20 protein-coding genes and 1 riboswitch are annotated in these 22,958 nt (G+C 69.1%); of the genes, 7 read left to right on the top strand and 13 right to left on the bottom strand.

The features are described from left to right. Positions 1-18: 18 nt before the first annotated feature. Positions 19-333 carry an AzlD domain-containing protein gene (locus tag AB0N59_RS08880; RefSeq protein WP_363481738.1) on the bottom strand — a complete coding sequence of 105 codons (315 nt, stop codon included), beginning with the start codon at positions 331-333 and terminating at the stop codon, positions 19-21. Beyond that, complete coding sequence (locus AB0N59_RS08875; protein ID WP_363481735.1) at positions 330-1,067, bottom strand: AzlC family ABC transporter permease; 738 nt, start codon at positions 1,065-1,067, stop codon at positions 330-332. The genes AB0N59_RS08880 and AB0N59_RS08875 overlap by 4 nt, the downstream gene beginning before the upstream one ends. 65 nt (positions 1,068-1,132) lie before the next feature. Here AB0N59_RS08875 and AB0N59_RS08870 point away from each other — a divergent pair, with 65 nt between their 5' ends. Then, positions 1,133-1,678 carry an XRE family transcriptional regulator gene (locus tag AB0N59_RS08870; protein ID WP_363481732.1) on the top strand — a complete coding sequence of 182 codons (546 nt, stop codon included), beginning with the start codon at positions 1,133-1,135 and terminating at the stop codon, positions 1,676-1,678. A 22-nt stretch (positions 1,679-1,700) separates the two neighbouring features. Here the strand turns inward: AB0N59_RS08870 and AB0N59_RS08865 are convergent, their stop codons facing one another. After that, complete coding sequence (locus AB0N59_RS08865) at positions 1,701-2,573, bottom strand: phospholipase (RefSeq protein WP_363481729.1); 873 nt, start codon at positions 2,571-2,573, stop codon at positions 1,701-1,703. A 284-nt stretch (positions 2,574-2,857) separates the two neighbouring features. Then, entirely contained in the window at positions 2,858-4,774 is a 1,917-nt protein-coding gene (gene typA / locus AB0N59_RS08860) for a translational GTPase TypA (RefSeq protein ID WP_363481726.1), read from the bottom strand. Between the two features lie 109 nt (positions 4,775-4,883). Here typA and AB0N59_RS08855 point away from each other — a divergent pair, with 109 nt between their 5' ends. Beyond that, positions 4,884-5,687, top strand: a complete 804-nt coding sequence (locus AB0N59_RS08855) for a CPBP family intramembrane glutamic endopeptidase (protein ID WP_363481723.1) — start codon at positions 4,884-4,886, stop codon at positions 5,685-5,687. Positions 5,688-5,694: 7 nt separating this feature from the next. On the opposite strand, the gene AB0N59_RS08850 is transcribed toward AB0N59_RS08855, so the two are convergent. From AB0N59_RS08850 to AB0N59_RS08810, 9 genes are all read right to left on the bottom strand, one after another. Beyond that, entirely contained in the window at positions 5,695-6,207 is a 513-nt protein-coding gene (locus tag AB0N59_RS08850) for a PH domain-containing protein (protein ID WP_363481720.1), read from the bottom strand. Between the two features lie 56 nt (positions 6,208-6,263). After that, a complete protein-coding gene (locus tag AB0N59_RS08845) occupies positions 6,264-7,913 on the bottom strand; it encodes an ABC transporter ATP-binding protein (protein WP_363481717.1) in 1,650 nt (549 codons plus the stop codon). Further along, entirely contained in the window at positions 7,910-8,854 is a 945-nt protein-coding gene (locus tag AB0N59_RS08840) for an ABC transporter permease (RefSeq protein WP_363481714.1), read from the bottom strand. Before AB0N59_RS08840 ends, AB0N59_RS08845 begins: the two co-directional genes overlap by 4 nt. After that, positions 8,841-9,773: an ABC transporter permease gene (locus tag AB0N59_RS08835; protein ID WP_363481711.1), complete on the bottom strand. Its 933-nt coding sequence runs from the start codon at positions 9,771-9,773 to the stop codon at positions 8,841-8,843. The genes AB0N59_RS08840 and AB0N59_RS08835 overlap by 14 nt, the downstream gene beginning before the upstream one ends. 97 nt (positions 9,774-9,870) lie before the next feature. Next, positions 9,871-11,511, bottom strand: a complete 1,641-nt coding sequence (locus AB0N59_RS08830; RefSeq protein WP_363481708.1) for an ABC transporter substrate-binding protein — start codon at positions 11,509-11,511, stop codon at positions 9,871-9,873. A 169-nt stretch (positions 11,512-11,680) separates the two neighbouring features. Next, on the bottom strand, positions 11,681-14,581 hold the full coding sequence (gcvP, locus tag AB0N59_RS08825) for an aminomethyl-transferring glycine dehydrogenase (RefSeq protein ID WP_363481705.1): 2,901 nt from the start codon (positions 14,579-14,581) through the stop codon (positions 11,681-11,683). Positions 14,582-14,583: 2 nt separating this feature from the next. Further along, positions 14,584-14,961: a glycine cleavage system protein GcvH gene (gcvH, locus tag AB0N59_RS08820; protein ID WP_363481702.1), complete on the bottom strand. Its 378-nt coding sequence runs from the start codon at positions 14,959-14,961 to the stop codon at positions 14,584-14,586. Further along, positions 14,958-16,088 carry a glycine cleavage system aminomethyltransferase GcvT gene (gene gcvT, locus AB0N59_RS08815; RefSeq protein ID WP_363481699.1) on the bottom strand — a complete coding sequence of 377 codons (1,131 nt, stop codon included), beginning with the start codon at positions 16,086-16,088 and terminating at the stop codon, positions 14,958-14,960. Before gcvT ends, gcvH begins: the two co-directional genes overlap by 4 nt. Before the next feature lie 164 nt (positions 16,089-16,252). After that, a riboswitch (glycine riboswitch) is annotated at positions 16,253-16,346 on the bottom strand. Between the two features lie 80 nt (positions 16,347-16,426). Further along, positions 16,427-18,031 (bottom strand): LuxR C-terminal-related transcriptional regulator, encoded by a 1,605-nt coding sequence (locus AB0N59_RS08810; protein ID WP_363481696.1) that lies wholly within the window; start codon positions 18,029-18,031, stop codon positions 16,427-16,429. Between the two features lie 251 nt (positions 18,032-18,282). Between AB0N59_RS08810 and AB0N59_RS08805 the strand changes: the two genes are divergently transcribed. The 5 genes from AB0N59_RS08805 to nadC all read left to right on the top strand — a co-directional run bounded on the left by AB0N59_RS08805 (position 18,283) and on the right by nadC (position 22,958). Next, positions 18,283-18,555, top strand: a complete 273-nt coding sequence (locus tag AB0N59_RS08805) for a hypothetical protein (protein WP_363481693.1) — start codon at positions 18,283-18,285, stop codon at positions 18,553-18,555. 10 nt (positions 18,556-18,565) lie between these two features. Beyond that, positions 18,566-19,231 (top strand): NUDIX domain-containing protein, encoded by a 666-nt coding sequence (locus tag AB0N59_RS08800; RefSeq protein ID WP_363481691.1) that lies wholly within the window; start codon positions 18,566-18,568, stop codon positions 19,229-19,231. A gap of 138 nt (positions 19,232-19,369) precedes the next feature. Beyond that, the gene (nadA, locus tag AB0N59_RS08795) at positions 19,370-20,638 is read left to right on the top strand and encodes a quinolinate synthase NadA (protein WP_363484155.1); all 1,269 of its coding nucleotides are present in this window, start codon (positions 19,370-19,372) and stop codon (positions 20,636-20,638) included. After that, positions 20,635-22,110, top strand: coding sequence for an L-aspartate oxidase (gene nadB, locus AB0N59_RS08790; protein ID WP_363481688.1), 1,476 nt, complete (start codon positions 20,635-20,637; stop codon positions 22,108-22,110). The genes nadA and nadB overlap by 4 nt, the downstream gene beginning before the upstream one ends. After that, on the top strand, positions 22,107-22,958 hold the full coding sequence (gene nadC, locus AB0N59_RS08785; protein WP_363481685.1) for a carboxylating nicotinate-nucleotide diphosphorylase: 852 nt from the start codon (positions 22,107-22,109) through the stop codon (positions 22,956-22,958). The genes nadB and nadC overlap by 4 nt, the downstream gene beginning before the upstream one ends.

The following is a 22,958-nucleotide window of genomic DNA, read 5'->3' as shown; positions in this document are numbered from 1 at the left end:
GCCGCCGGCGAGACGGTGTCACGACGCGAGTCCGAGCAACCGCAGCACTGCGGCGACGGCTGCTGCGGCGAACACGACGACGAGGAACGACTGCCGCATCCACAGCAGGCCGGCGGCGACGAGGACAGCCGGCACCCGCGCATCCACCACGACGGCCTGCCCCGCGCCGAGCGTCTGCACGGCGACCAGCGCGCCGAGCAGCGCGACCGTCAGCAGATCGGAGATCCGCGCCGGGCGAGGCGCCTCGAGCAGTCGCGCGGGAACCAGATAGCCTGCCGCCTTCAACCCCACGCAGATGCACGCGGCGAGCAGCACTGCACTCCAGACCGTCATGCGCCCACCCCCTGCAGCGTCTGCCGCGGAGCGTCACGCCCGAGCCAGTTGAACCACCCGACGAGGATCGCGACGCACGCGGCCACGAGCACGGGCAGGCCCGGCATGAGGAACGGCGTGAGGCTCGCCGCCACCACGGCCGCGGCCACGCCGACGGCGATCGCCTGACGCTGCTTGAGCCGGGGCCACAGCAGGGCCAGGAAGGCCGCGGCTGCGGCCGCGTCGAGTCCCCACGTCTTCGGGTCCCCCAGCACGTCGCCCAGCAGGGCACCGGCCAGGGTCGTGAGGTTCCAGCCGATGAAGACCCCCAGACCGGTGAGCCAGAATCCCAGTCGACGCAGCTGCGGCCGCTCCTGGGCGATCGCGACCGCGGTCGACTCGTCGATGGTCACCTGCGCGGCCGCAGCACGACGCCAGAAGCCGTCGCCGATGATCGATGACATCCGCATGCCGTAGGCGACGTTGCGCACGCCGAGCAGCGCGGCTGAGGCGATCGCCGACGGCAGCGCGGCTATGCCACCAGCCCCGAAGACGCCGATGAAGGCGAACTGGGATCCTCCGGTGAACATCAGCAGGCTGAGTACGCACGTCTGCCAGACGTCGAGCCCCGATGCCACCGAGAGGGCGCCGAAGGAGATGCCGTAGGCGCTCGTGGCGATGGCCACGCCGAGCCCTTCGCGCCAGACCTCTCTTCGAGCCTGCTCACGCACCACTGTTCGCTCTGATGAACGCATGATCATCATTCTGAACACCTGCGAGAGTGCAGTCAAGTCGAACGATCGTTTGACATACTGAACGCATGGAACTGCGAGAGCGCCTCGCCCACTCTCTTCGTCGCGAACGCGAGGGAGCAGGACTGTCCGTGTCGGAACTCGCACGACGCGCGAGCGTGTCGAAGGCGACGATCTCGCAGCTGGAGAGCGGTGCAGGCAACCCCAGCGTCGAGACGCTCTGGGCGATCGGCGATGCGCTGGGTGTCCCGTTCGCGACCCTGGTCGAGGACCGCGCGCCGGCATCCCGACTCATCCGGCTCGGGGATCACGCCGGAGTGCCGTCAGCAGCATCCCCCTACCTCGCCACCCTGCTCTCAGCCGCAGCACCCGGCACACGGCGCGATATCTACCTGATCCAGGCCGAGCCGGGAGAGCCACGGCGATCGCTCCCCCACCACACCGGCACGACAGAGCACGTCGTGCTGGTCAGCGGTGAGGCGCTGATCGGCCCGGCCGACGCGCCGGAGCTGCTGCACCCCGGTGACTACCTGTCATACGCGGGCGATGCGGCGCATGTCTTCGAAGCGCGCAGCCCCGGCACCAGCGCGGTGCTGGTGTCGGAGCTGCGCTGATCGCCGCGACCGCTGAGCGCGCTCAGTACCAGTTGACGGCCTGGGAGTGGCCCCAGGCGGCGCACGGCGTGCCGTAGGCGCGATCGATGTAGCCGAGGCCCCAGGCGATCTGCGTCGCGGCATTCGTCCGCCAGTCGGCTCCGGCCGTGGCCATCTTGCTGCCCGGAAGAGCCTGAGGGATGCCCGTGGCGCCGCCGTTCTCGTTGTAGGCCTTGTAGTTCCAGCCGGACTCCTTGGTCCACAGGTTCGAAAGGCACGAGAACTCGCCCTCGCCCCAGCCGTAGCGCTCTGCCGCCATGGCACGAGCCACGGCCTTCGCGCCTTCCGGCGTGTTCGCCGCAGCGAGGGCCGCCGCGGCGCGACGCTTCTTCTCCGCCGCCTCCTTCGCCGCCTTCTCGGCAGCGATGCGCTCGGCCTCAGCCTTGACCCGCGCGGCCTCCGCGGCCTTCGCCGCAGTCAGGGCATCCTGCAGATCGGAGGTCTTGGACTGCACGATGACCGTGCCGAGCACGACCTCGGCGGTCAGCTCGGAGACCTGCTCGGACGACAGCTGATCTGCTCGGCCGAGACGCTTCACATCGGTCTTCAGGTCGGTCAGGTCGACACGGGTCGTCTCGGTCTGCATCGGGAAGTCGACGCCGGCGACCACGTTGTTCAGGGACTCGGCGTTGACCAGGGCGATCTTGCCGTCATCCGCGGCGTCCGCGGCCTGGTCCAGCGCCTGCTCCGACGGGATCGCGCCGAGGGCGGCCGGAGCGAATACCGCTCCAGCAGCGGCGGACGCCGCGAGCACCGCGCCGATGGCCACGGCGATGAGAGGGCGACGCATACGGGAGTGGGCCGTCGCCACATGGGAGACGCGCTGAGACGCGCGAGTGTTCAGGGTTTCGATCATGGGAGGGGGTTCGACCTTCGGGTTGTCGATGGCCCGGACCCTCGCGGGGCGCGCTCATGGGAGCGCCGTTTCCCGGGCACGAGGAACAAGCTTGACGGCCGCACCTGGACGAAACCCTGCCCTCACCTGGACAGAACATGCCTGCTTCCCGGGAATGACGCTCCGTCGCTCTCGGGAAAGTATGTTATGAGTTCGTTATCTGACGTCTGCTACCGCTCGTTCACGATGGCCCGGTCGACGAAGACCCCGACCGTGGGCCGGGGTCTTCGCGCAGATCGGGCTGATCAGGCGTTCGCGTTGGCGTCCTGACGCTTCAGACGCGACGCCTCGCGCCCGCGAGTCGTCTGGTCGAGGATCACCTTCCGGATGCGCACGGCGTCGGGCGTCACCTCGACGCACTCGTCCTCGCGAGCGAACTCGAGCGACTCCTCCAGCGAGAGGATGCGCGGAGGCGTCATCGACTCGAACGAGTCGGCGGTCGCCGAGCGCATGTTCGTGAGCTTCTTCTCCTTGGTGATGTTCACGTCCATGTCGTCGGCGCGCGAGTTCTCACCCACCACCATGCCCTCGTAGACCTCTTCGGTGGGCTTGACGAAGAACGACATGCGCTCCTGCAGGGCGATCATGGCGAACGGGGTGACGACGCCCGCGCGGTCGGCGACGATCGAGCCGTTCTGGCGCGCGACGATGGACCCGGCCCACTCGTCGTAGCCGTGCGAGATCGCATTGGCGATGCCGGTGCCGCGCGTGATCGAGAGGAACTCGGTGCGGAAGCCGATGAGGCCGCGCGACGGCACGATGAACTCCATGCGGATCCAGCCGGTGCCGTGGTTGATCATGTTGTCCATGCGGCCACGGCGGTTCGCCATCAGCTGCGTGACCGCGCCGAGGTGCTCTTCGGGCACATCGATGGTCAGGTGCTCGTAGGGCTCGTGCACCTTGCCGTCGATCTTGCGGGTGACGACCTGCGGCTTGCCGACGGTGAGCTCGAAGCCCTCGCGACGCATGTTCTCGACGAGGATGGCGAGCTGCAGCTCACCACGGCCCTGCACCTCCCACGCGTCGGGGCGGCCGATGTCGTTCACGCGCAGCGACACGTTGCCGATCAGCTCACGGTCGAGGCGGTCCTTCACCATGCGGGCGGTGAGCTTGTGGCCCTTGACCTTGCCGACGAGCGGCGAGGTGTTGGTGCCGATCGTCATCGAGATCGACGGCTCGTCGACCGTGATCTGCGGCAGCGGGCGCACGTCTTCGGGGTCGGCGATGGTCTCGCCGATCATGATGTCGGCGAAGCCGGCGATCACGGCGATGTCGCCGGGGCCTGCGGACTCGGCGGGGTAGCGCTCGAGGGCCTTGGTCATGAGCAGCTCGGTGATACGCGCGTTCTGCGTGGTGCCGTCCTGACGGACCCACGCGACGGTCTGGCCCTTCTTCAGGGTGCCGTTGAACACGCGCAGCAGGGCGAGGCGACCGAGGAACGACGAGGAGTCGAGGTTGGTGACCCAGGCCTGCAGCGGCGCCTCGTCGTCGTACGACGGGGCGGGCACGTGCTCGAGGATCGCCTCGAAGAGCGGCTCGAGGTCATCGTTGTCGGGCAGGTCGCCGTTCGCCGGGCGGTTGCGCGACGCGGCGCCCGCACGGCCGGAGGCGTAGACCACCGGCACATCGAGCAGCGCATCGACATCGAGGTCGGGAACGTCGTCGACGAGGTCGGAGGCGAGTCCGAGCAGCAGGTCGTGCGCCTCTTCCTCGACCTCGGCGATGCGCGCGTCGGGGCGGTCGGTCTTGTTGACCAGCAGGATGACGGGGAGCTTCGCCTCGAGCGCCTTGCGCAGCACGAAGCGGGTCTGCGGCAGCGGCCCCTCGGACGAGTCGACGAGCAGCACGACACCGTCGACCATCGAGAGGCCGCGCTCGACCTCACCGCCGAAGTCGGCGTGGCCGGGGGTGTCGATCACGTTGATCGTGATCGGAGTCTCGGTGTGGACCCCGTTGTACGTGATCGCCGTGTTCTTGGCGAGGATCGTGATGCCCTTCTCACGCTCGAGGTCGTTCGAGTCCATCGCGCGCTCTTCCATGTGCTCGTGAGAGCCGAACGAGCCGGTCTGACGGAGCATCGCGTCGACGAGGGTGGTCTTGCCGTGGTCGACGTGTGCGACGATCGCGACGTTTCGGAGGTCAGAGCGGAGGGCGTGCGCCATTCAAGAAGTCCAATGCGGAGTCGTAGATGAGAGATGCCGCTGTACCGGACGAGCGTCAGCGAGACGGTTCGTGCACCGAATGAACGTGAGCGACGTTCCAGGATAGCGTATGGCCGAACCGCGTACCTGGGAGCGAACACCTAGCATCGGAAGGGTGAATCGGAAGCGCCTGCGGTGGGAGATCGGGATCGTGCTCGCGCTGGGGCTCGGGCAGGCGGCGGTCTATGCGATCGTGCAGCTCGCGTACCGCCTCACCGACTCCACTCCCCTGGCGGATCAGACCGCGACGCTGAATCCGTCGCGCAGCGACCGCGAGGTGTTCGACCTCATCTACCAGCTGCTGTCGATCGGGTTCGGCGTCGTGCCCGTCCTTCTCGTGTGCTTCCTGCTCTGGCAGTCGCAGAGGCCGCATCTCGGGATGCTGGGACTGGACGGCAGGCGTCCGATGCGCGACCTCGGCTGGGGAATCGGTCTCGTCGCCGCGATCGGCATCCCGGGCATCGGGCTCTACCTCGTCGGACGTGCCCTCGGGTGGTTCGTCGCGGTCGATCCGGCCGGACTCGATGCGCACTGGTGGACGGTGCCGATCCTGCTGCTGTCAGCAGCGCGGGCATCCGTTCAGGAGGAGTTCGTCGTGCTCGGCTACCTGTTCGCCCGCCTGAGGCAGCTCGGCTGGGGCGCGTGGCCGGTCATCATCGCGACGAGCGTGCTGCGCGCCAGCTACCACCTGTATCAAGGGCCTGGCGCGTTCCTCGGCAACCTGGCGATGGGGCTGCTCTTCGGCTGGCTCTACGCCCGCACGGGGCGTCTGCTGCCCTTCCTCGTGGCGCACTTCCTGATCGACGCGATCGCCTTCGTGGGATACCCCTGGGCGGCGGCCACGTGGCCGGCGCTGTTCGGCCTGCCCGGGTGAGCGCGGGTCAGCCGCGCGTGAGGAGCACGGCGATGACAGCCCATGCCAGGATCGCCACCAGAGCGACGACCGCAGGGATGTCCCACCCGCGGCGGATGGGCGGGACCGGCGATACGCGCTCGGCATTCGCCTTCGCGCGACGCAGAGCCGCGACCGCGTCATCGGCGTCGCCGTTGGCGTCCTCCTTGGTGCGGCCGGGGCCGAGGCGCTGCGGACGGCGCCGTGACGGACCGCCGAAGCACGTGAGCCGCGATCCGTCGTCGAGCGCGATCTCGATCTGCCAGCGCATGACGACGCTCTGCACGCGCGCCCACGGGGCGAACGTCCTGCGCAGCAGATTCTGCACGAACACTCCGTCCTGCTGAGCGCCCACGCGTGACGCGACGCCGACGACATACACGATCCACAGCACCAGCAGCATCCATGGCGCCAGCAGCAGCGCGGTGCCGACGTCGGCCCGCACGGCCGCGTCGACCAGCATCACCGCCGACAGCACCGAGCAGATCACGAGCAGCGCCACCCCGCCCCGGTTACGGGGCGAGGCGGCGCCGGCAGGTGTCGCGGGATTCTCGGGTGTCACAGACCCACGCCGCCCAGGGGCAGCGACGCCCCCGGGATCGCGTCGAGCAGTCGGCGTGTGTACTCCTCCTGCGGGTTGGTGAAGATCGAGTCCACCGTGCCCTGTTCGACGATCTTCCCCTTCTCCATCACGCAGACCAGGTCGGCGGCGACGCGGACGACCGCGAGGTCGTGCGTGATGAACAGGTAGGTCAGCCCGAGGTCGCTCTGCAGATCCGACAGCAGGTGCAGGATCTGATCCTGCACGAGCACGTCGAGCGCCGAGACCGCCTCGTCGAGCACGACGATGTCGGGCTTGAGCGCCAGCGCACGGGCGATCGCCACGCGCTGACGCTGTCCGCCGGACAGCTCGTTCGGATACCGCTCGGCCAGCTCGCGCGGCAGCGCGACCTGATCGAGAAGCTCGAGTGCCCGCTTGTGCTGCTCGTCGCGGGTGCCGATGCCGTGCACGTGCAGCGGTTCGCTGATGAGGCTCCCGATGCTGCGGAGCGGATCGAGCGATCCGTACGGGTCCTGGAAGACCGGCTGCATCCGGCGACGCAGCTTGAACACGTCGGCTCGCGACATCGTGCTCGTCGCAGCGCCGTCGATGAGGATCTCACCGTCGGTGGGCTTCTCGAGCTGCAGCAGCATCTTCGCCACCGTCGACTTGCCGGAGCCCGACTCCCCTACCAGCGCGAGCGTCTTGCCCCGCGGGATCGAGAACGAGACGCCGTCGACAGCGAGGAACTTCTCGCTGCGCAGTCCGCCGCCGCGGATCGAGTACTCCTTGACGAGATCGCGCACCTCGACGACCGCGGGTGCGGTCGACACAGGCTCCGCCTCACGCGTCGTGACGGCTCCGATGCGCTTCGACGCGAGGCTGGGAGCCGCGGCGACGAGACGCTGGGTGTACGGGTGCTGAGGACGCGAGAGGATCTCGGCGCTCGGACCGGCTTCGACGATCTCGCCCTTGTTCATCACGATGATGCGGTCGGCACGGTCGCCCGCGAGCCCGAGGTCGTGCGTGATGAGCAGCACCGAGGTGCCGCGCTCGCTGGTCAGGCTCGCCAGGTGATCGAGGATCACCCGCTGCACCGTGACGTCGAGCGCACTGGTCGGCTCGTCCGCGATCAGCAGCTGCGGATCGGCCGCGAGGCCGATGCCGATCAGCGCACGCTGCCGCATGCCTCCTGAGAACTGATGCGGGAACTGGTGCATGCGACGAGCCGCGTCGGCGAGACCGGCCTGCTGCAGCACCTCGACGGCGCGGTCGTGCACCTCCTGGCGCCCCTGGGCCAGTCCGTTGGCGCGGACGGCCTCCTTGACCTGGAAGCCGATCGACCACACCGGGTTGAGGTTCGACATCGGGTCCTGCGGAACGTAGCCGATCTCACGGCCGCGGATGTGCTCGAGCTCGGCCCGCTTCGCGGTCGTGAGCTCGCGCCCGTCGAGCGTGATGCTCCCCTCGGTGACGTGTCCGGTGCCGGGCAGCAGGCCGATGATGGCCGCCGCCGTCGTGGACTTGCCGGAGCCGGACTCGCCCACGATGGCCAGCGTCTCGCCTGCCATCATGTCGAAGCTGACGCCGTGCAGCACTTCGCGGATCTGCTTGCCGCTGCGGAACGCGACGTGCAGGTCGCGCACTCTGAGCAGAGGTTCGGTCATCGCTGAGCCCTCGCCTTCGGATCGACGGCGTCGCGCATGAGCTCACCGAGCGTGACGAACGCCAGCACGGTGAGGGTCAGGGCCAGCGACGGCCAGAACAGCGCCATCGGCGCGATACGGACGGTGGTCTGCGCCTGCCCGATGTCGAGTCCCCACGACATCGTGCCGCTGCCGAGACCGACACCGAGGAACGACAGGGTCGCCTCGGCCACGATCGAGCCGGCGAGAGACAGCGTCGCGACCACGATGACAGGAGCCATGGCGTTCGGCAGCACGTGCACCAGCAGGGTCTTGAACCTCGACATGCCGATCGACTCGGCACCCATCACGAAGTCGGCCTGCTTCACGCGCAGCACCTCGGCCCGCATGATGCGCGCCGTCGATGCCCACGCGAAGCCGCCGATCGCGAACGCGAGGACGAGCTCGTTGCGCTCGGGCATGACCGACATGACCACGATGCCCGCGATGATGTACGGGATCGTGAAGAAGATGTCGCCGATGCGCGAGAGCACCGAGTCGAGCCAGCCGCCGTAGAAGCCGGCCAGCGCGCCCATGACGATGCCCACGATCGTGCTGATCAGGGTGGCCAGCACGCCGATGACGAGCGAGGTGCGCGTTCCCCAGATGGTGCGCGCGTAGACGTCGCACCCGAGCCGGGTGAAGCCGAGCGGATGCCCGTCTGTCGGCCCCTTGTTGCTGTTGGCCAGAAGGCAGCCGTTGTTCGGCGGCACCTGGGTGAAGAGAGTCGGCGCGAGAGCGACGACGATCACCAGCAGCACGAAGGCTGCCGAGATCCAGAACAGCGGGCGGCGACGCAGATCGCGCCAGGCGTCCAGCCAGAGGTTGCTGGGCTTGGCGTCGATGCGCACGACATCGACCGGCACCGACGTGGTGTCGGCCGGTGCGACGTAGTGGCCGCGGTCGAGGTCAGGACGAGACATAGCGGATCCTCGGGTCGAGCAGGCCGTAGATGAGATCCACGACCAGGTTGATGAGCACGTACACGACCACGAACACCGTCACGAACGAGACGACCGTCGGGTTCTCACCGCGGATGATCGCCTGGTACAGGGTGTTGCCGACGCCGGGGACGTTGAAGATTCCCTCGGTGACGGTCGCGCCGACCATGAGGACGCCGAAGACGGTGCCGAGGTCGGTGACCATCGGGATGAGCGAGTTGCGCAGCACGTGCACGGGGATGACGCGCCCTCGCGGCAGACCCTTGCTGTACGCGGTTCGGACCCAGTCCTGACCGAGCGTCTCGATCGTGGACGCGCGAGTGAGCCGCATGCTGGTCGCGTAGACGCTGAAGCCCAGCACCCAGGCGGGCAGCCAGAGATCACCCCAGTCGTTGTCCGCCCCCACGGTGGGTTTGAACCATCCGAGCTGGATCGCGAGGAAGTACTGCGCGAGGAACGCGAGCACGAAGATCGGCACGGCGATGAAGATCAGTGCGAGAACGAGCATCGAGTTGTCGAAGATGCCGCCCTTGCCGAGGGCCGAGAACAGGCCGATCACGATCGCGAGCACGAAGGCGATCCCGACCGACATGACGGCCAGGCGCAGCGTGATCGGGAATGTGCGGGCGAGGACGTCTCCCACCGGCTGGCCCGAGAAGCTCGTGCCGAAGTCGCCGCGGAAGATGCCGGCGATGTAGTAGCCGTACTGCACGATGAACGGCTCATCGAGGTGGTACTCAGCACGAAGCCGCTCGAGCAGAGCGGGGTTGGGCTGCTTGTCTCCGAACAGGCCGGCGATCGGATCGCCCGGCATGGCGAAGACCATGAAATAGATCAGCAGGGTCGCTCCGAAGAACACGGGTATCGCCTGCAGGATCCGCTTGAGGATGTATACGGCCATCCTCTACCTCCCTTCGGGTGCGGGGCGCGGATCGCGCGCCCCGAGGGCAAAGAGAACGAGGCGGTGGTGTGTTGCACCACCGCCTCGTCGCGAAGGGTTACTCCGCCTTGGTCTTCTCGATCTCGGAGAAGATCGGAACGGAGTTCCAGCCGAACTTCACGTTCTCGACGGTCTTGCCGTAGCCGCCGACGACGTTCGAGTACCACAGCGGAACGACGGGCAGGTCCTTCAGCAGAACCTCCTGAGCCTCCTGGTACAGCTTGTTCGCCGCAGCCGGGTCGGTCTCGGAGATGCCGTCGGAGAGCAGCTTGTCGAACTCCTTGCTGGAGTAGTCACCGTCGTTCGAGCCCGCGTTGGTCGCGTACAGCGGTCCGAGGAAGTTGTACAGACCCGGGTAGTCGGCCTGCCATCCGGTGCGGAAGGCGGTCTCGATGGTGCGGTCGGTGACCTTGCCGCGCAGCTCTGCGAACGTCGGGTACGGAGCACCCGAGGCGTCGATGCCGAGCGTGTTCTTGATCGAGTTCGTGGTCGCGTCGACCCAGGCCTGGTGGCCGCCGTCGGCGTTGTACGCGATCTGGAACGTGCCGCTCCACGGGCTGATCTTGTCAGCCTCGGCCCACAGCTCCTTGGCCTTCTTCTCGTTGTAGTCGAGAACCTCGGCGCCCTTGAGCTCGTCGGTCCAGCCGTCGATGACCGGCGAGGTGAAGTCGCTGGCCGGGGTGCGGGTGCCCTGGAAGATCACGTCGGTGATCTCCTTGCGGTTGATCGCCATCGAGATGGCCTGGCGACGCAGGTTGCCCTCTTCGCCGCTGAAGTGCTCGAGGCGCTCCGGGATGGTGAACGACTGGAAGATGGCTGCCGGCTGGTTGACGGCGCGGTCACCCAGGTCGGCCTCGTAGCTGCCGAACGCGGAGTCCGGAACGGCGTCGAGGACGTCGAGCTGGTCACCCAGCAGGTCGGCGTAGGCGCTGTCCTGCGAGGCGTAGAAGACGATGTTCAGGCCGCCGTTGGCGGGCTTGCTCGGGCCGTCGTAGTCGGGGTTGGTGACGAGGTTGATGCCCACGTCGTGCTGCCAGGCGCCCTCACCGTCGAGCATGTACGGGCCGTTGCCGATGGGGTTCTGGCCGAACGCCTCCATGTCCTCGAACGCGACGTCCGGGAGCGGGTAGTAGGCCGAGTAGCCCAGGCGCTGCGCGAAGTCGGAGGCCGGCTTGTTGAGCTTGATCGTGAAGGTGTGCTCGTCGACCTGCTTCAGGCCGGTCAGCTCGGAGTCCTCTTCGTAGCTGAAGCCCTCGATGTCCTCGAAGAAGTAGCTCGAGAGCTGCTCGTTCGATGCCAGGGCGCCGTAGTTCCACGCCTTGATGAAGTTGTCAGCGGTGACCTCTTCACCGTTGGTGAACTTCAGGCCCTTGCGAAGCTTGACCGTGATGTTCTGCGGGTCGTCGACCTTGATGTCCTCGGCGACCTCGTTGAACACCGCACCGTCGGCCGCGTAGCCGATGAGGCCGGCGAAGATGGCGTCGAGGATCTTGCCACCACCGGTCTCATTGGTGTTGGTCGGGATCAGCGGGTTCTGCGGCTCGGAGCCGTTCACCTTGATGATCGCGGACGCGTCGACGTTCGACGAGCCCTTCTCTGCATCGGGCTTCTCGTTGCTGCTGGTGGAGCAGCCGGTGAGTGCCAGGGCACCCGCCGCGAGCAGCGCGACGCCCGTGAGTGTGATCTTTTTGTGCTTCACAGTGTCCTCCTGTGGACCGGGACAAGCACGCGTTCGTCGTCGAACGCGCTCGCATACGATCCTAAGACCCCCCGTGGGCCTCGACGGCACGCTGCGGCAACTGTTATCCAGCCTTAACCGAATCGCCCCCGTCGCGAAGCGACGGGGGCGATGCGGCAGGCGCCGGTGATCAGGCGAAAGCCCCGATCGGAGGGCAGGCGCACACGAGGTTGCGGTCGCCGTAGGCCTGGTCGATCCGGCGCACCGGGGGCCAGTACTTCGACGCGATCAGCGCGTGAACCGGATACGCGGCGACCTCGCGCGAGTAGGCGTGGTTCCACTCCCCCGCGATCAGCGACGCGGCTGTGTGCGGCGCGTTCACGAGCGGGTTGTCGTCGGCGGGCCAGGTGCCGGCTGCCACGGCATCCGCCTCTGCCTTGATCTGGATCATCGCCTCGACGAACCGGTCGACCTCGGCGAGGTCCTCCGACTCCGTCGGCTCGACCATGAGCGTTCCCGCGACGGGGAACGACATGGTCGGCGCGTGGAAGCCGTAGTCGATCAGACGCTTCGCTACGTCGTCGACAGAGATGCCGGTCACCTCCTTGAGCGGACGCAGATCGAGGATGCACTCGTGCGCGACGCGGTCGTTCTCACCGGTGTAGAGCACCGGGAAGTGATCGCGAAGACGCAGCGCGATGTAGTTGGCCGAGAGCACGGCGGCAGCGGTCGCGCTGCGCAGCCCCTCTGCGCCCATCATGCGCACGTAGGCCCAGGAGATGGGCAGCACGCCGGCCGAGCCGTACGGAGCGCCCGAGACGGGCCCGCCGTCGAACACGAAGCCGCCCGCGTGCTCGCTCTTCTGCGCCTGCGGGTGACCGGGCAGGTACGGGGCGAGGTGCGCCTTGGCCGCCACGGGTCCGATGCCGGGTCCGCCGCCGCCGTGCGGGATGGCGAACGTCTTGTGCAGGTTGAGGTGCGACACGTCGCCACCCAGGTCGCCGAAGCGCGCGTAGCCGAGCAGGGCGTTGAGGTTCGCACCGTCGACGTACACCTGACCGCCGGCCTCGTGCACCGCAGACGTGATGTCGACCACCTGCTGCTCGTACACGCCGTGCGTCGACGGGTAGGTGATCATCAGCGCCGACAGCGTCTCAGCGTGCTGGGCGATCTTCGCGCGCAGGTCGTCGAGGTCGACGTTGCCGAGCTCGTCGGTGGCGACGACGACGACCTTCATGCCCGCGAGGACTGCCGAGGCGGCGTTGGTGCCGTGGGCCGAGCTCGGGATCAGGCACACGTCGCGGTGGGTGTCGCCGTTGGCGAGGTGGTAGCCGCGGATGGCGAGCAGACCCGCCAGCTCACCCTGCGAACCGGCGTTCGGCTGCAGTGAGACGGCGTCGTAGCCGGTGACCTCGGCGAGCCAGGCCTCGAGCTGGTCGATCATGGCGAGCGAGCCCTGCACGTCCTCCGCCGGAGCGAAGGGATGCAGCTGCGCGAACTCCGGCCAGGTGATCGCCGCCATCTCGGTGGCCGCGTTGAGCTTCATCGTGCAGGAGCCCAGCGGGATCATGCCGCGGTCGAGCGCGTAGTCGCGGTCGGCGAGCTGCTTGAGGTAGCGCATCATGGCGGTCTCTGAGCGGTGCGCGTGGAAGACCGGGTGCGTGAGGTACTCGTCGTCGCGCAGCAGCGCGTCGGGCAGAGCGCCGGTGGAACCCGCGCCGAAGAATCCGAAGACCCGGTCCTGCTTGCCGCCGAACAGCACCGCGACGCGGTGCAGGTCGGTGAACGAGGTGGTCTCGTCGATCGCGATGCCGACGGTGTCGGCATCCGCCAGGCGAAGCAGGATGCCGTCGGCGTGCGCCTGAGCGACCAGAGCCTCGGCGCCTCCGGCGACCCGCACGTTGAGCGTGTCGAAGAACGCATCGTGCACGACCTCTGCTCCGGCTTCGACGAGCCAGTCACGAAGCAGCGCGGCCTTGCCCGCCACCTCGGCGGCGATCGACCGCAGGCCGTCGGGCCCGTGGTAGACCGCGTACATCGAGGCCATCACGGCCAGCAGCACCTGCGCGGTGCAGATGTTCGAGGTCGCCTTCTCGCGGCGGATGTGCTGCTCGCGGGTCTGCAGCGACAGACGATAGGCGGGGTAGCCCACGGCGTCGACCGAGACGCCGACCAGGCGACCGGGAAGCTGCCGCTCGAGACCGGCACGCACGGCCATGTAGCCCGCGTGCGGGCCGCCGAAGCCCATCGGCACGCCGAAGCGCTGCGTCGTGCCCACGCCGACATCGGCGCCGAGCGAACCCGGGGAGCGCAGCAGTGTCAGTGCGAGCAGGTCGGCAGCCGCGACGGCGATGCCGTTCGCCAGGTGCGCGGCGTCGATGACCGCGCTCGGGTCCCACACACGACCGGAGGCGCCGGGGTACTGCACGAGCACGCCGAACAGCTCATCGGGCAGCTGCTCGCCGCCGGCGAGGTCGCGCTCGACGAGCTCGATGCCCACGGCATCCGCACGCGTGCGCAGCAGCGCCTTCGTCTGCGGAAGGGCGTCGGCGTCGACCACGAAGACGTTCGACTTCGACTTCGACGCACGCCGCGCCAGCAGCATGCCCTCTGCCACCGCGGTCGATTCGTCGAGCATCGACGCGTTCGCTGTCGAGAGACCCGTGAGGTCGGAGACCATCGTCTGGAAGTTGATCAGCGCTTCGAGACGGCCCTGCGAGATCTCGGGCTGGTACGGCGTGTACGCGGTGTACCAGGACGGGTTCTCGAGAACGTTGCGCTGGATGACCGACGGAGTGAGCGTGCCGTAGTAGCCGAGGCCGATCATCGGACGGTTCACCGTGTTGCGCTTCGCGAGCGCACGTAGCTCGGCCAGAGCCTCGGCCTCGCTCGCGGCTGCGGGGATCACCGACTCGTCGGAGGGGCCCGTGAAGATCGACGCCGGCACGGCCTGACGCATCAGGGCCTCGATGGGGGCCTCTGCCATGGGGTCTTCGGAGGCGTCCGCCGAAGCCGAGATCCCGAGCGCGGCGAGCATCTGCTCGCGCGCATCGGCGGTGATGCCGACGTGGCGGTCTGCGAATGAGGTCACTCTCAGGCCTCCGTGTGCGCCACGTAGGCGTCGCGGTCGAGCAGACCGTCGAGTGCGCCGTCGGCGACCTCGACCTTGATCAGCCACGCGTCGCCGAACGGCGAGGAGTTCAGCAGAGCGGGGTCGTCGACGACCGCGTCGTTGATCTCGACGACCGTGCCGGTCACCGGGGCGTAGAGCTCCGAGACGGACTTGGTCGACTCGGCCTCGCCGAACACGTCGCCACGGCTGAGCTCGGCGCCGACCTCGGGGAGCTCGACGAAGACGATGTCACCGAGAGCGTCGGCGGCGAAGTCGGTGATGCCGATCGTCGCGGTGGTGCCGTCGAGTGCGACCCACTCGTGCTCTTCGCTGTACTTGAGGGTGTTGAGATCGGTCATTTCTTCCTCCGGTAGAAAGGCAGGGCGGTGCGGGTGGCGGGGATCTTCGTCCCCCGGACGTCGAGGAACAGGTCGGCGCCCTCTTCGGCGTGCGAGGGGTCGACGTAGGCCATCGCGATCGGGTGGCCGAGCGTCGGGCTGAGAGCACCGCTGGTGATCTCGCCGACGACCGTGCCGTCTTCGAGCACGACGGGGTAGCCCGCGCGGCCGGCGCGGCGGCCTTCGGCCGAGAGCCCGATGAGCGTGCGGCCGGCCGGCGCTCCGGTGCCCGCGGCTTCGCCCGCGAGGGCGGCCTTGCCGACGAAGCGCTCCTTGTCTGAGACGACGACGCGGCCGAGACCCGCCTGAGCGGGCACCGTCTCACGGCTCAGCTCATTGCCGTACAGCGGCATCCCCGCCTCGAGGCGCAGTGTGTCACGGGCGGCGAGGCCGGCGGGGACGAGTCCGTGGTCGGCTCCCGCGGCCAGCGCGGCGTCCCACAGGTCGGCCGCGTCGGCGGCATCGACGAGCAGCTCGAAGCCGTCTTCGCCGGTGTACCCGGTGCGGGCGAGAAGCAGCGGCTTGCCGCGGTAGACGGCGCTCGCCCACGCGTAGTACTTCTGCTCGTCCCACGGCACGCTGACGTCGTCGATGCCCTCGATCGAGGCGACGATCTCGGCGGCTTTCGGACCCTGCACGGCGATCAGCGCGTAGTCGTCCGAGACGTCGTCGACGGCGACGTCGCCCTCGACCTCTTCGACACGGGCGGTCAGCGCCTCACGGACGGCGTCGCGGTTGCCGGCGTTCGAGATGATCAGGAAGTCGTCCGCCTGCAGGCGGTAGACGATGACGTCGTCGATGATCCCGCCGTCTTCGGCGAGCAGCAGCGAGTACTTCGCCTTGCCGATGCTCATGGCGGAGAGTCGCCCGGCCAGCGCGTAGTCGAGGTACTCGGCGGCCGCCCCGCCGCGCACGGTGAACTCGGCCATGTGCGAGATGTCGAAGACACCTGCGGCCGCACGCACGGCGTGGTGCTCGGCCAGATCAGAGGTGTAGCGAACCGGCATCTGCCAGCCGCCGAAATCGGTGAAGGACGCACCGAGCGCCTCGTGGCGCGCGCGGAGCGGGGTGTAACGGGGTTCGGTCACGGAGTTCTCCCGGTCAGGGTCGGGCAGGACGACGTCGTCGGCATCCTCGGAACTCCCCCTCTGTCATCGGGCCTGAGAGCTTCGCCCCTTCGGCTGGCACGGAGGCCATTCGAGGTGGGGTTTTCACCGTCGGCGGATGCGTGAGCATCTCTTTTCAGAGCGGCCGGACCAGGGCGGTAGGGGTACCTGAGAGATTGGCGGGGAGGCTTGCTCCTTCGGTGCCCGATCACGATCATCGGGCTCTCCCGCACGGGTCATGCGGCCTGTGTTCGATTAGGCCTCCAGCATAGCGGGAGCGGAGCGCTGCGGTAGGCGGGATGCGGCGCGCTCGCACCCGCTCAGTGCGGAGGATCGACGTCGACGTCGGGCTGAGTCTCGTCCGCGAGCAGCTGGCGCTCGACGGCGACCATGATCGCCTCCTGGCGGTTGGCCGCTCCGAGTTTGCGGTAGATGCTGCGAAGCTGCGATTTGACGGTATTCGGCGACACGTAGAGCTCGCGGGCGATGGCGGCCGCAGAGCCGTTGTCCATCAGCGCCGACAGCACCGTGCGCTCCCGCGCCGTCAGGGTCTGGGCCGAGACCAGGTCGGGCAGCAGGGATCGGGCGCGGATGCCGTCGAAGAGTGCGCTGTGACCGCCTGCGGTGAGTGCGGCGACCACGCGATCGAAATCGGATCGCGGCAGGAATGCCAGCGGCATGCGCAGTCCGGTGCGAGCCAGGAGCGCGCCGAGGTAGTCGACCGCGGAGCCAGCCCGGGCGGAGCTGCTGCGTCGCAGCAGCGTGGCGACCTCGATCGATGACGCCTCCGCGGCCGTACGCAGCGGCAGCGGCTCGGTCGACAGCGCGGCCAGCCGCCGCACTGCCGAGCCCGGATGCCCTCTCATCAGCTCGATGCGGGCCCGGGCGACCTCGCGCGTGGGTCCGACCGCGAAGTCCCCCTCGACGATCGCCGACGCCACGCGCACGTTGCCGAGGCTGAGGTGCAGCATCGACCTGGCGAAGGCGAAGGCGCTCGACGGCACCGCGCGCCCGGTGTGCAGCTCGATCGAGCGCGTCTGCGCCTCGAGCTCCGCGAGGCCCGTCGCCGGATCGCCCGAGACCATGCGCGCCATCGCCGAGACGGTGTCGAGTGCCACGCGCTGCTCGAAGGACACGGCGGTGACCGCCCTCTCGAGGCGAGCCAGTGCACCCTCGCCGTCGAAGCTCTCGAGGTCGATCATCGAGGCGGCGATCCAGTCGTTGACCCTGCCCGTCGAGCTCGGGGGCTCGGCGTCGGCGACAGCGCGGGAGTGCTCGAGGTAGCGTCTCGCGAGCCGGATGTCTCCCTCGTAGCCGAACACGGCCGCGAGACCCGCGATCTCGGTCGGATCGGCGGGCCCCGGCACGGCCGGTGCGACCGCCTGGCCCGCCGCGAACGCCTCCAGGGCGAGGTCGACCTCGCCGGTGTAGTGCAGAGACACGCCGATCTGCGTGAACAGATCGGCCAGCGGAAGGGACTGCAGGCGGCTCGTCGCCTCGCGGGCGTGCGCCATCGCCGCGCGCGCCGAACCGCTCGCATGGTCGGCGCGGCCCGCATGCTGGTGGCGCGCACTGTCTGCCGAGAGGATCAGCGCTCGGTCGATCGCCATGAGCCCCGAGCTGTCGCTCCGGGCTGCGGCGACCGATCGGCCGATCAGTCGCGAGGCCAGCTCCGGGTCGACACCCTTCTCGACGGCGCAGAGGCCGGCGAGCATGCCCAGCAGCGGGCTGCGCTCGTATGCCGTCTGATCGAGCTGCTGAAGGGCGACGCCGGCTGCTGTGGAGCATCGGCCGCGAAGTTCGAACCATGCCAGACGCGCGGCCGCCTCGGCGGCGACCTCATCGCCCCGAGCGATCGCATCGACGAAAGCCTGCGGCAGTTCGGGCAGATCGGCAGGTGAGGACGCGTGCCGTTGCTCGGTCACCCGCTTCTCCGTTCTCCCGCTCATCAACCCGGGCTTCTCCCGCCGTGCGACCCAGCCGACTCCCCGATGGGATGCCGGGCAGCGACGGCGGCGCATTTCACACCGGCTTTCACCCCCTGCCTCGCCAGCGCGAGACGGGGTTTCGAACAGAATAGACTGCGGACGATGCGACGTGGCGTTCCCCAGCGCCCGCACCGAGGAGCGATTCCGCCCTCCGTGTCTCCGTGCGCTCGTCCGAACGGAAGGCAGCAGTGAGCGTCGAATCCGCGTCGTCGCACCCCGGGCACTCGATGGACCCCCTCCACGACCCGGCGAGCGCGGCATCCGAAGGCCCGGACACCACGTCCCGCCCGGAACCGGACGACGTTCTCGGATGCCCTGGTCCGGCGGACGGACCCCCTCACCGTCCGCCGGACGCCGTTCGAGGCATCGTCTTCGCGGTGCCTCTGGCCCTGCTGATGTGGGCGGTGATCATCGGCGGCGGCATGGCGATATGGCAGGCCGTCGCCACCTGGACGGCCTAGGCTCGTCGATGTGAGTGTCACGACGGGACGAGGCGACGCCATCGGCGTCGCGGTCTCGACCGTGATCTTCTCGCTGCGCAGCGCCGACGACGGCGAACGTCTCATGCTTCCGCTCGTGCGCCGCACGCGCGAGCCGCACCGGGGAGCGTGGGCGCTGCCCGGCGGCTGGCTGGATCCCGCCGAAGACCTGGATGCCGCGGCATCCCGGACCCTCTCCGAGACGACAGCGCTCGAGCCGAGCTATCTCGAGCAGCTCTACACATTCGGCGACGTCGACCGCTCGCCCGCCCGCACGATCTCGATCGTCTACTGGGCGCTGCTGCGCTCTGACCTCGTCGACGCCCAGCGCTCGCGCGCGGGGGCGCCCGAGAACGTCGAATGGTTCGACGTCGACGACCTGCCTCCGCTCGCGTTCGATCACAATCGCATCGCGGACTACGCGCTGTGGCGCCTGCGCAACAAGGTGGGGTACAGCCGCATCGCGGCCGGCCTGCTTCCCGACGAGTTCACGCTCACGGAGCTGCGCGAGGTGTACGAGGCGGTGCTCGGTCAGCGACTCGACCCGTCGAACTTCCGTCGTCTGCTCGAAGGCTCCGACGAACTCGTGCCGACCGAGTCGTTCCGCACTGGCAAGCACCGGCCGGCGCGCCTGTACCGCTACGTCGCACACGCCTGATCCGAGCCGATCGTCACTGAGCGGTCGCCCGATTGCACTTCTGGTCAGATCGACCTAATCTGATCGACGGACAGTAAATGTCATACCGACCAGAAGGCGGTCCCCCGCGTGTCCCTCCTCCGCACCATCGACCCCTCCGTGGATCACGCCCTGCAGGCGATCGTCACGGGCGCATCCCTCGACCCGACCTGCACCACCGACCTGGCGGCCGGGCCCTGGGACTTCGACAGCCGCCCCGGATACGGCCCAGGATCGTCGATGGGCGACGTCATCCCGGTCGGGGCTCCCCGCCAGGGCGAGCTCCCGGCCGAGTATCGCGAAGCAGGCGAGGACGAGCTCGATGCGCGCATCCGTGCGGCCAAGCAGGCCCTCGGCGACCGCGTCGTCGTGCTCGGGCACTTCTACCAGCGCGAGGAGGTCGTGCGACACGCGGACTACGTCGGCGACTCCTTCCAGCTCGCGAACGCCGCCCTCGAGCATCCGGATGCCGAGGCGATCGTGTTCTGCGGCGTGCACTTCATGGCAGAGACCGCCGACCTGCTCTCGGGCCCGGCCCAGTCGGTGATCCTCCCCAACCTCGCGGCCGGCTGCTCGATGGCCGACATGGCCGACATCGACCAGGTAGAGGACTGCTGGGAGCAGCTCTCGGACGTGCTGGGACCGCTCGACGAGCCGGACGCCGACGGCCTGCTGCCCGTCATCCCCGTCACGTACATGAACTCCTCCGCCGCGATCAAGGGCTTCGTCGGGCGCCACGGCGGCATCGTGTGCACGTCGTCGAACGCCGCCACCGTGCTGGAGTGGGCGTTCGCCCGCGGTCGCCGCGTGCTGTTCTTCCCCGATCAGCACCTCGGCCGCAACACCGCGAAGGCGATGGGCGTGCCGCTCGAGCGGATGCCGATGTGGAACCCGCGCCGACCGCTGGGCGGATCCACCGCCGCCGACCTGCGAGACGGGCAGGTGATCCTCTGGCACGGCTTCTGCTCGGTGCACCGCCGGTTCACCGTCGACCAGATCGAGAAAGCTCGCGCCGAGCATCCCGGCGTCCGCGTGATCGTGCATCCGGAGTGCCCCGTCGAGGTCGTCGACGCGGCCGACGAAGCGGGCTCGACCGACCACATCCGCAAGGCGATCGCCGCGGCGACCGAACCCACGACCTTCGCGATCGGCACCGAGATCAACCTCGTCCGTCGCCTGGCCGCCCAGCACCCGCAGCATGAGATCTTCTGCCTCGATCCCGTCGTCTGCCCGTGCTCGACCATGTACCGGATCCACCCCGGATATCTCGCCTGGGTGCTGGAAGAGCTCGTGGCCGGCCGGGTGCAGAACCGCATCCGGGTCGTCGATGACGTCGCGCAGCCCGCCAGGGTGGCACTGGAGCGCATGCTGGCGGCGAAGCCGCGATGAACGTCATCGTCGTCGGCGGCGGCATCGCGGGTCTCACGACCGCCCTGCGTGCCGATGCCCTGGGGTACGACGTGACGCTCGTCGCCAAAGGAGCTCTCGGCGACGGCTGCACGGCGCACGCTCAGGGCGGCATCGCGGGGGTCTACGGCCCCGACGACTCCCCCGCGCTGCACGCGCTCGACACTCTGCAGGCCGGCGACGGACACGGCGACGCGCTGGCGATCAGCGCTCTCGTCGACGGCGCGCACGCCGCGATCGACGCCCTGATCGCGTCGGGCGTGCGGTTCGATCGCACACCCGACGGCGAGGTGGCCCGAGCGCTCGAGGCCGCGCACAGTCGTGCGCGTATCGCGCACGCGGGGGGTGATGCGACGGGCGCCGCGATCTCCGCGGCGCTGACGCACCGGGTGCGGACTTCGTCGATCACGGATCGTGAGGGACTGTTCGTCGCGGACCTGATCGTCGCGGCGGGCCGCGTGGCCGGCATCCGCTCGATCGACGGCGAAACGCTGCGGGCGCATGCCGTGGTGCTCGCGACCGGCGGCGCGGGGGGCCTGTACGCTCACACGACCAATCCGCGGGGTACGACAGCCGACGGCATCGCCATCGCGCTGCGCGCTGGCGCCGCGGTCGCCGACCTCGAGTTCATGCAATTCCACCCGACGGTGCTGGTCGACGGCGGCCCCTTTCTCGTCTCCGAGGCGGTGCGCGGCGCAGGTGCCGTGCTGCGGGATGCCGCGGGTCGCCGATTCCTGATCGACGAGCATCCGGATGCTGAACTCGCTCCGCGCGACATCGTCGCCAGGGCCATCGCTCGACGCGCCGAAGAGCAGGGCGAGGCGATCGTGCTGGACGCGACCGCGCTGGGCTCCGCCGCACTGGCCGAGCGCTTCCCGACGATCGATGCCGAGCTGCGCCGACGCGGCATCGACTGGTCTCGGCAGCCGGTCGCGGTGACACCAGCCGCTCACTACCTGATGGGCGGCGTCGTCTCCGACGTCGACGGACGCACCACCCTGCCCGGTCTGTGGGCCGTCGGCGAGACCGCGCGCACAGGCGTGCACGGCGCGAACCGTCTTGCGTCGAACTCGCTGCTGGAAGGCGCCGTCTTCGGGGCGAGGGCCGCCGAGGCGCTCGCGCCGTCTGCGCCGCCCTTCCGATGGCCGGCCTCCGCCCCCCGGCACATGCACACCTCCGAACCCGATCGCGCCGGCGCGGCTGGGGGATTCTCCCGCAGGGCCCTGCAGGAGCTGATGTGGGAGCACGTCGGCCTGATCCGCACCGAGGAGGGTCTGCGGGATGCCGTCGCCCGTCTGCACGCGTGGCCGATGCCCGTCGCAGCCTCCGCTGCCGACCAGGAGGACGCGAACCTGCTCACGGTGGCGCGCTCCATGGCATCCGCCGCTCTCGCCCGCACCGGTTCACTGGGCGCGCACTTCATCCTCTCCCGCGCCCTGATCGGAGCCGCATGATCACGCCAGCCACTCTGCGACGCACCGTCTCGGCCGCGCTCGAGGAAGACGCCCCGTGGGGCGACCTGACCAGCACCGCACTGCTGCCCGCGTCGGCCGACGCCACCGCCGATCTCGTCGCACGCGAACCCGGGGTGTTCAGCGGCGGCGAGGTGTTCACAGCCTCGTTCCGCCTCACCGACCCCGATGTGGAGGTCGATCTGCACGTCGCCGACGGCGACCGCTTCGAGGCCGGTGACGCCCTCGCCTCGGTGAGCGGGCGCGCCCGCAGCCTGCTCGCAGCCGAGCGCGTGGCGCTGAACTTCACGCAGCGGATGAGCGGCATCGCAACGCTCACCGCGGCGTACGTCGACGCGGTCGCGGGCACCGGCGCGCGCATCGCGGACACGCGGAAGACGACACCCGGGCTCAGGGAGTTCGAACGGCACGCGGTGGTCTCGGGCGGGGGCGGGAACCATCGGCGCTCGCTGTCGGATGCCGTGATGGCCAAGGACAACCACCTCGCGGTGCTGCGCCAGAGCGGGCACGATCTCGCCACCGCACTGCGCGAGGCGCTCTCGCGGCTGCCGCACACCACCCACGTGGTCGTGGAGGTCGACCGGCTGGATCAGATCGAGGCTGTGCTCGACGGTGGGGCGCACACCGTGCTGCTCGACAACTTCTCTCTCGACGACCTGCGGGCGGGAGTCGCGCTGATCGCCGGGCGGGCCACGGTCGAGGCCTCGGGCGGGGTGAGTCTCGACGCGGTGCGGGGGATCGCCGAGACCGGCGTGCAGGTCATCTCGGTGGGCGCGCTGACCCATTCGGCGCGGGCGCTCGATCTCGGGCTCGACCTCCGGGTCGGCTGA

Origin of the sequence: Microbacterium sp. NPDC089321 (genome assembly GCF_040684935.1) — a bacterium.
Taxonomy (GTDB): domain Bacteria; phylum Actinomycetota; class Actinomycetes; order Actinomycetales; family Microbacteriaceae; genus Microbacterium.
Note: the sequence above shows the minus strand (reverse complement) of the source record. Positions and strands in the feature narration are given on the sequence as shown.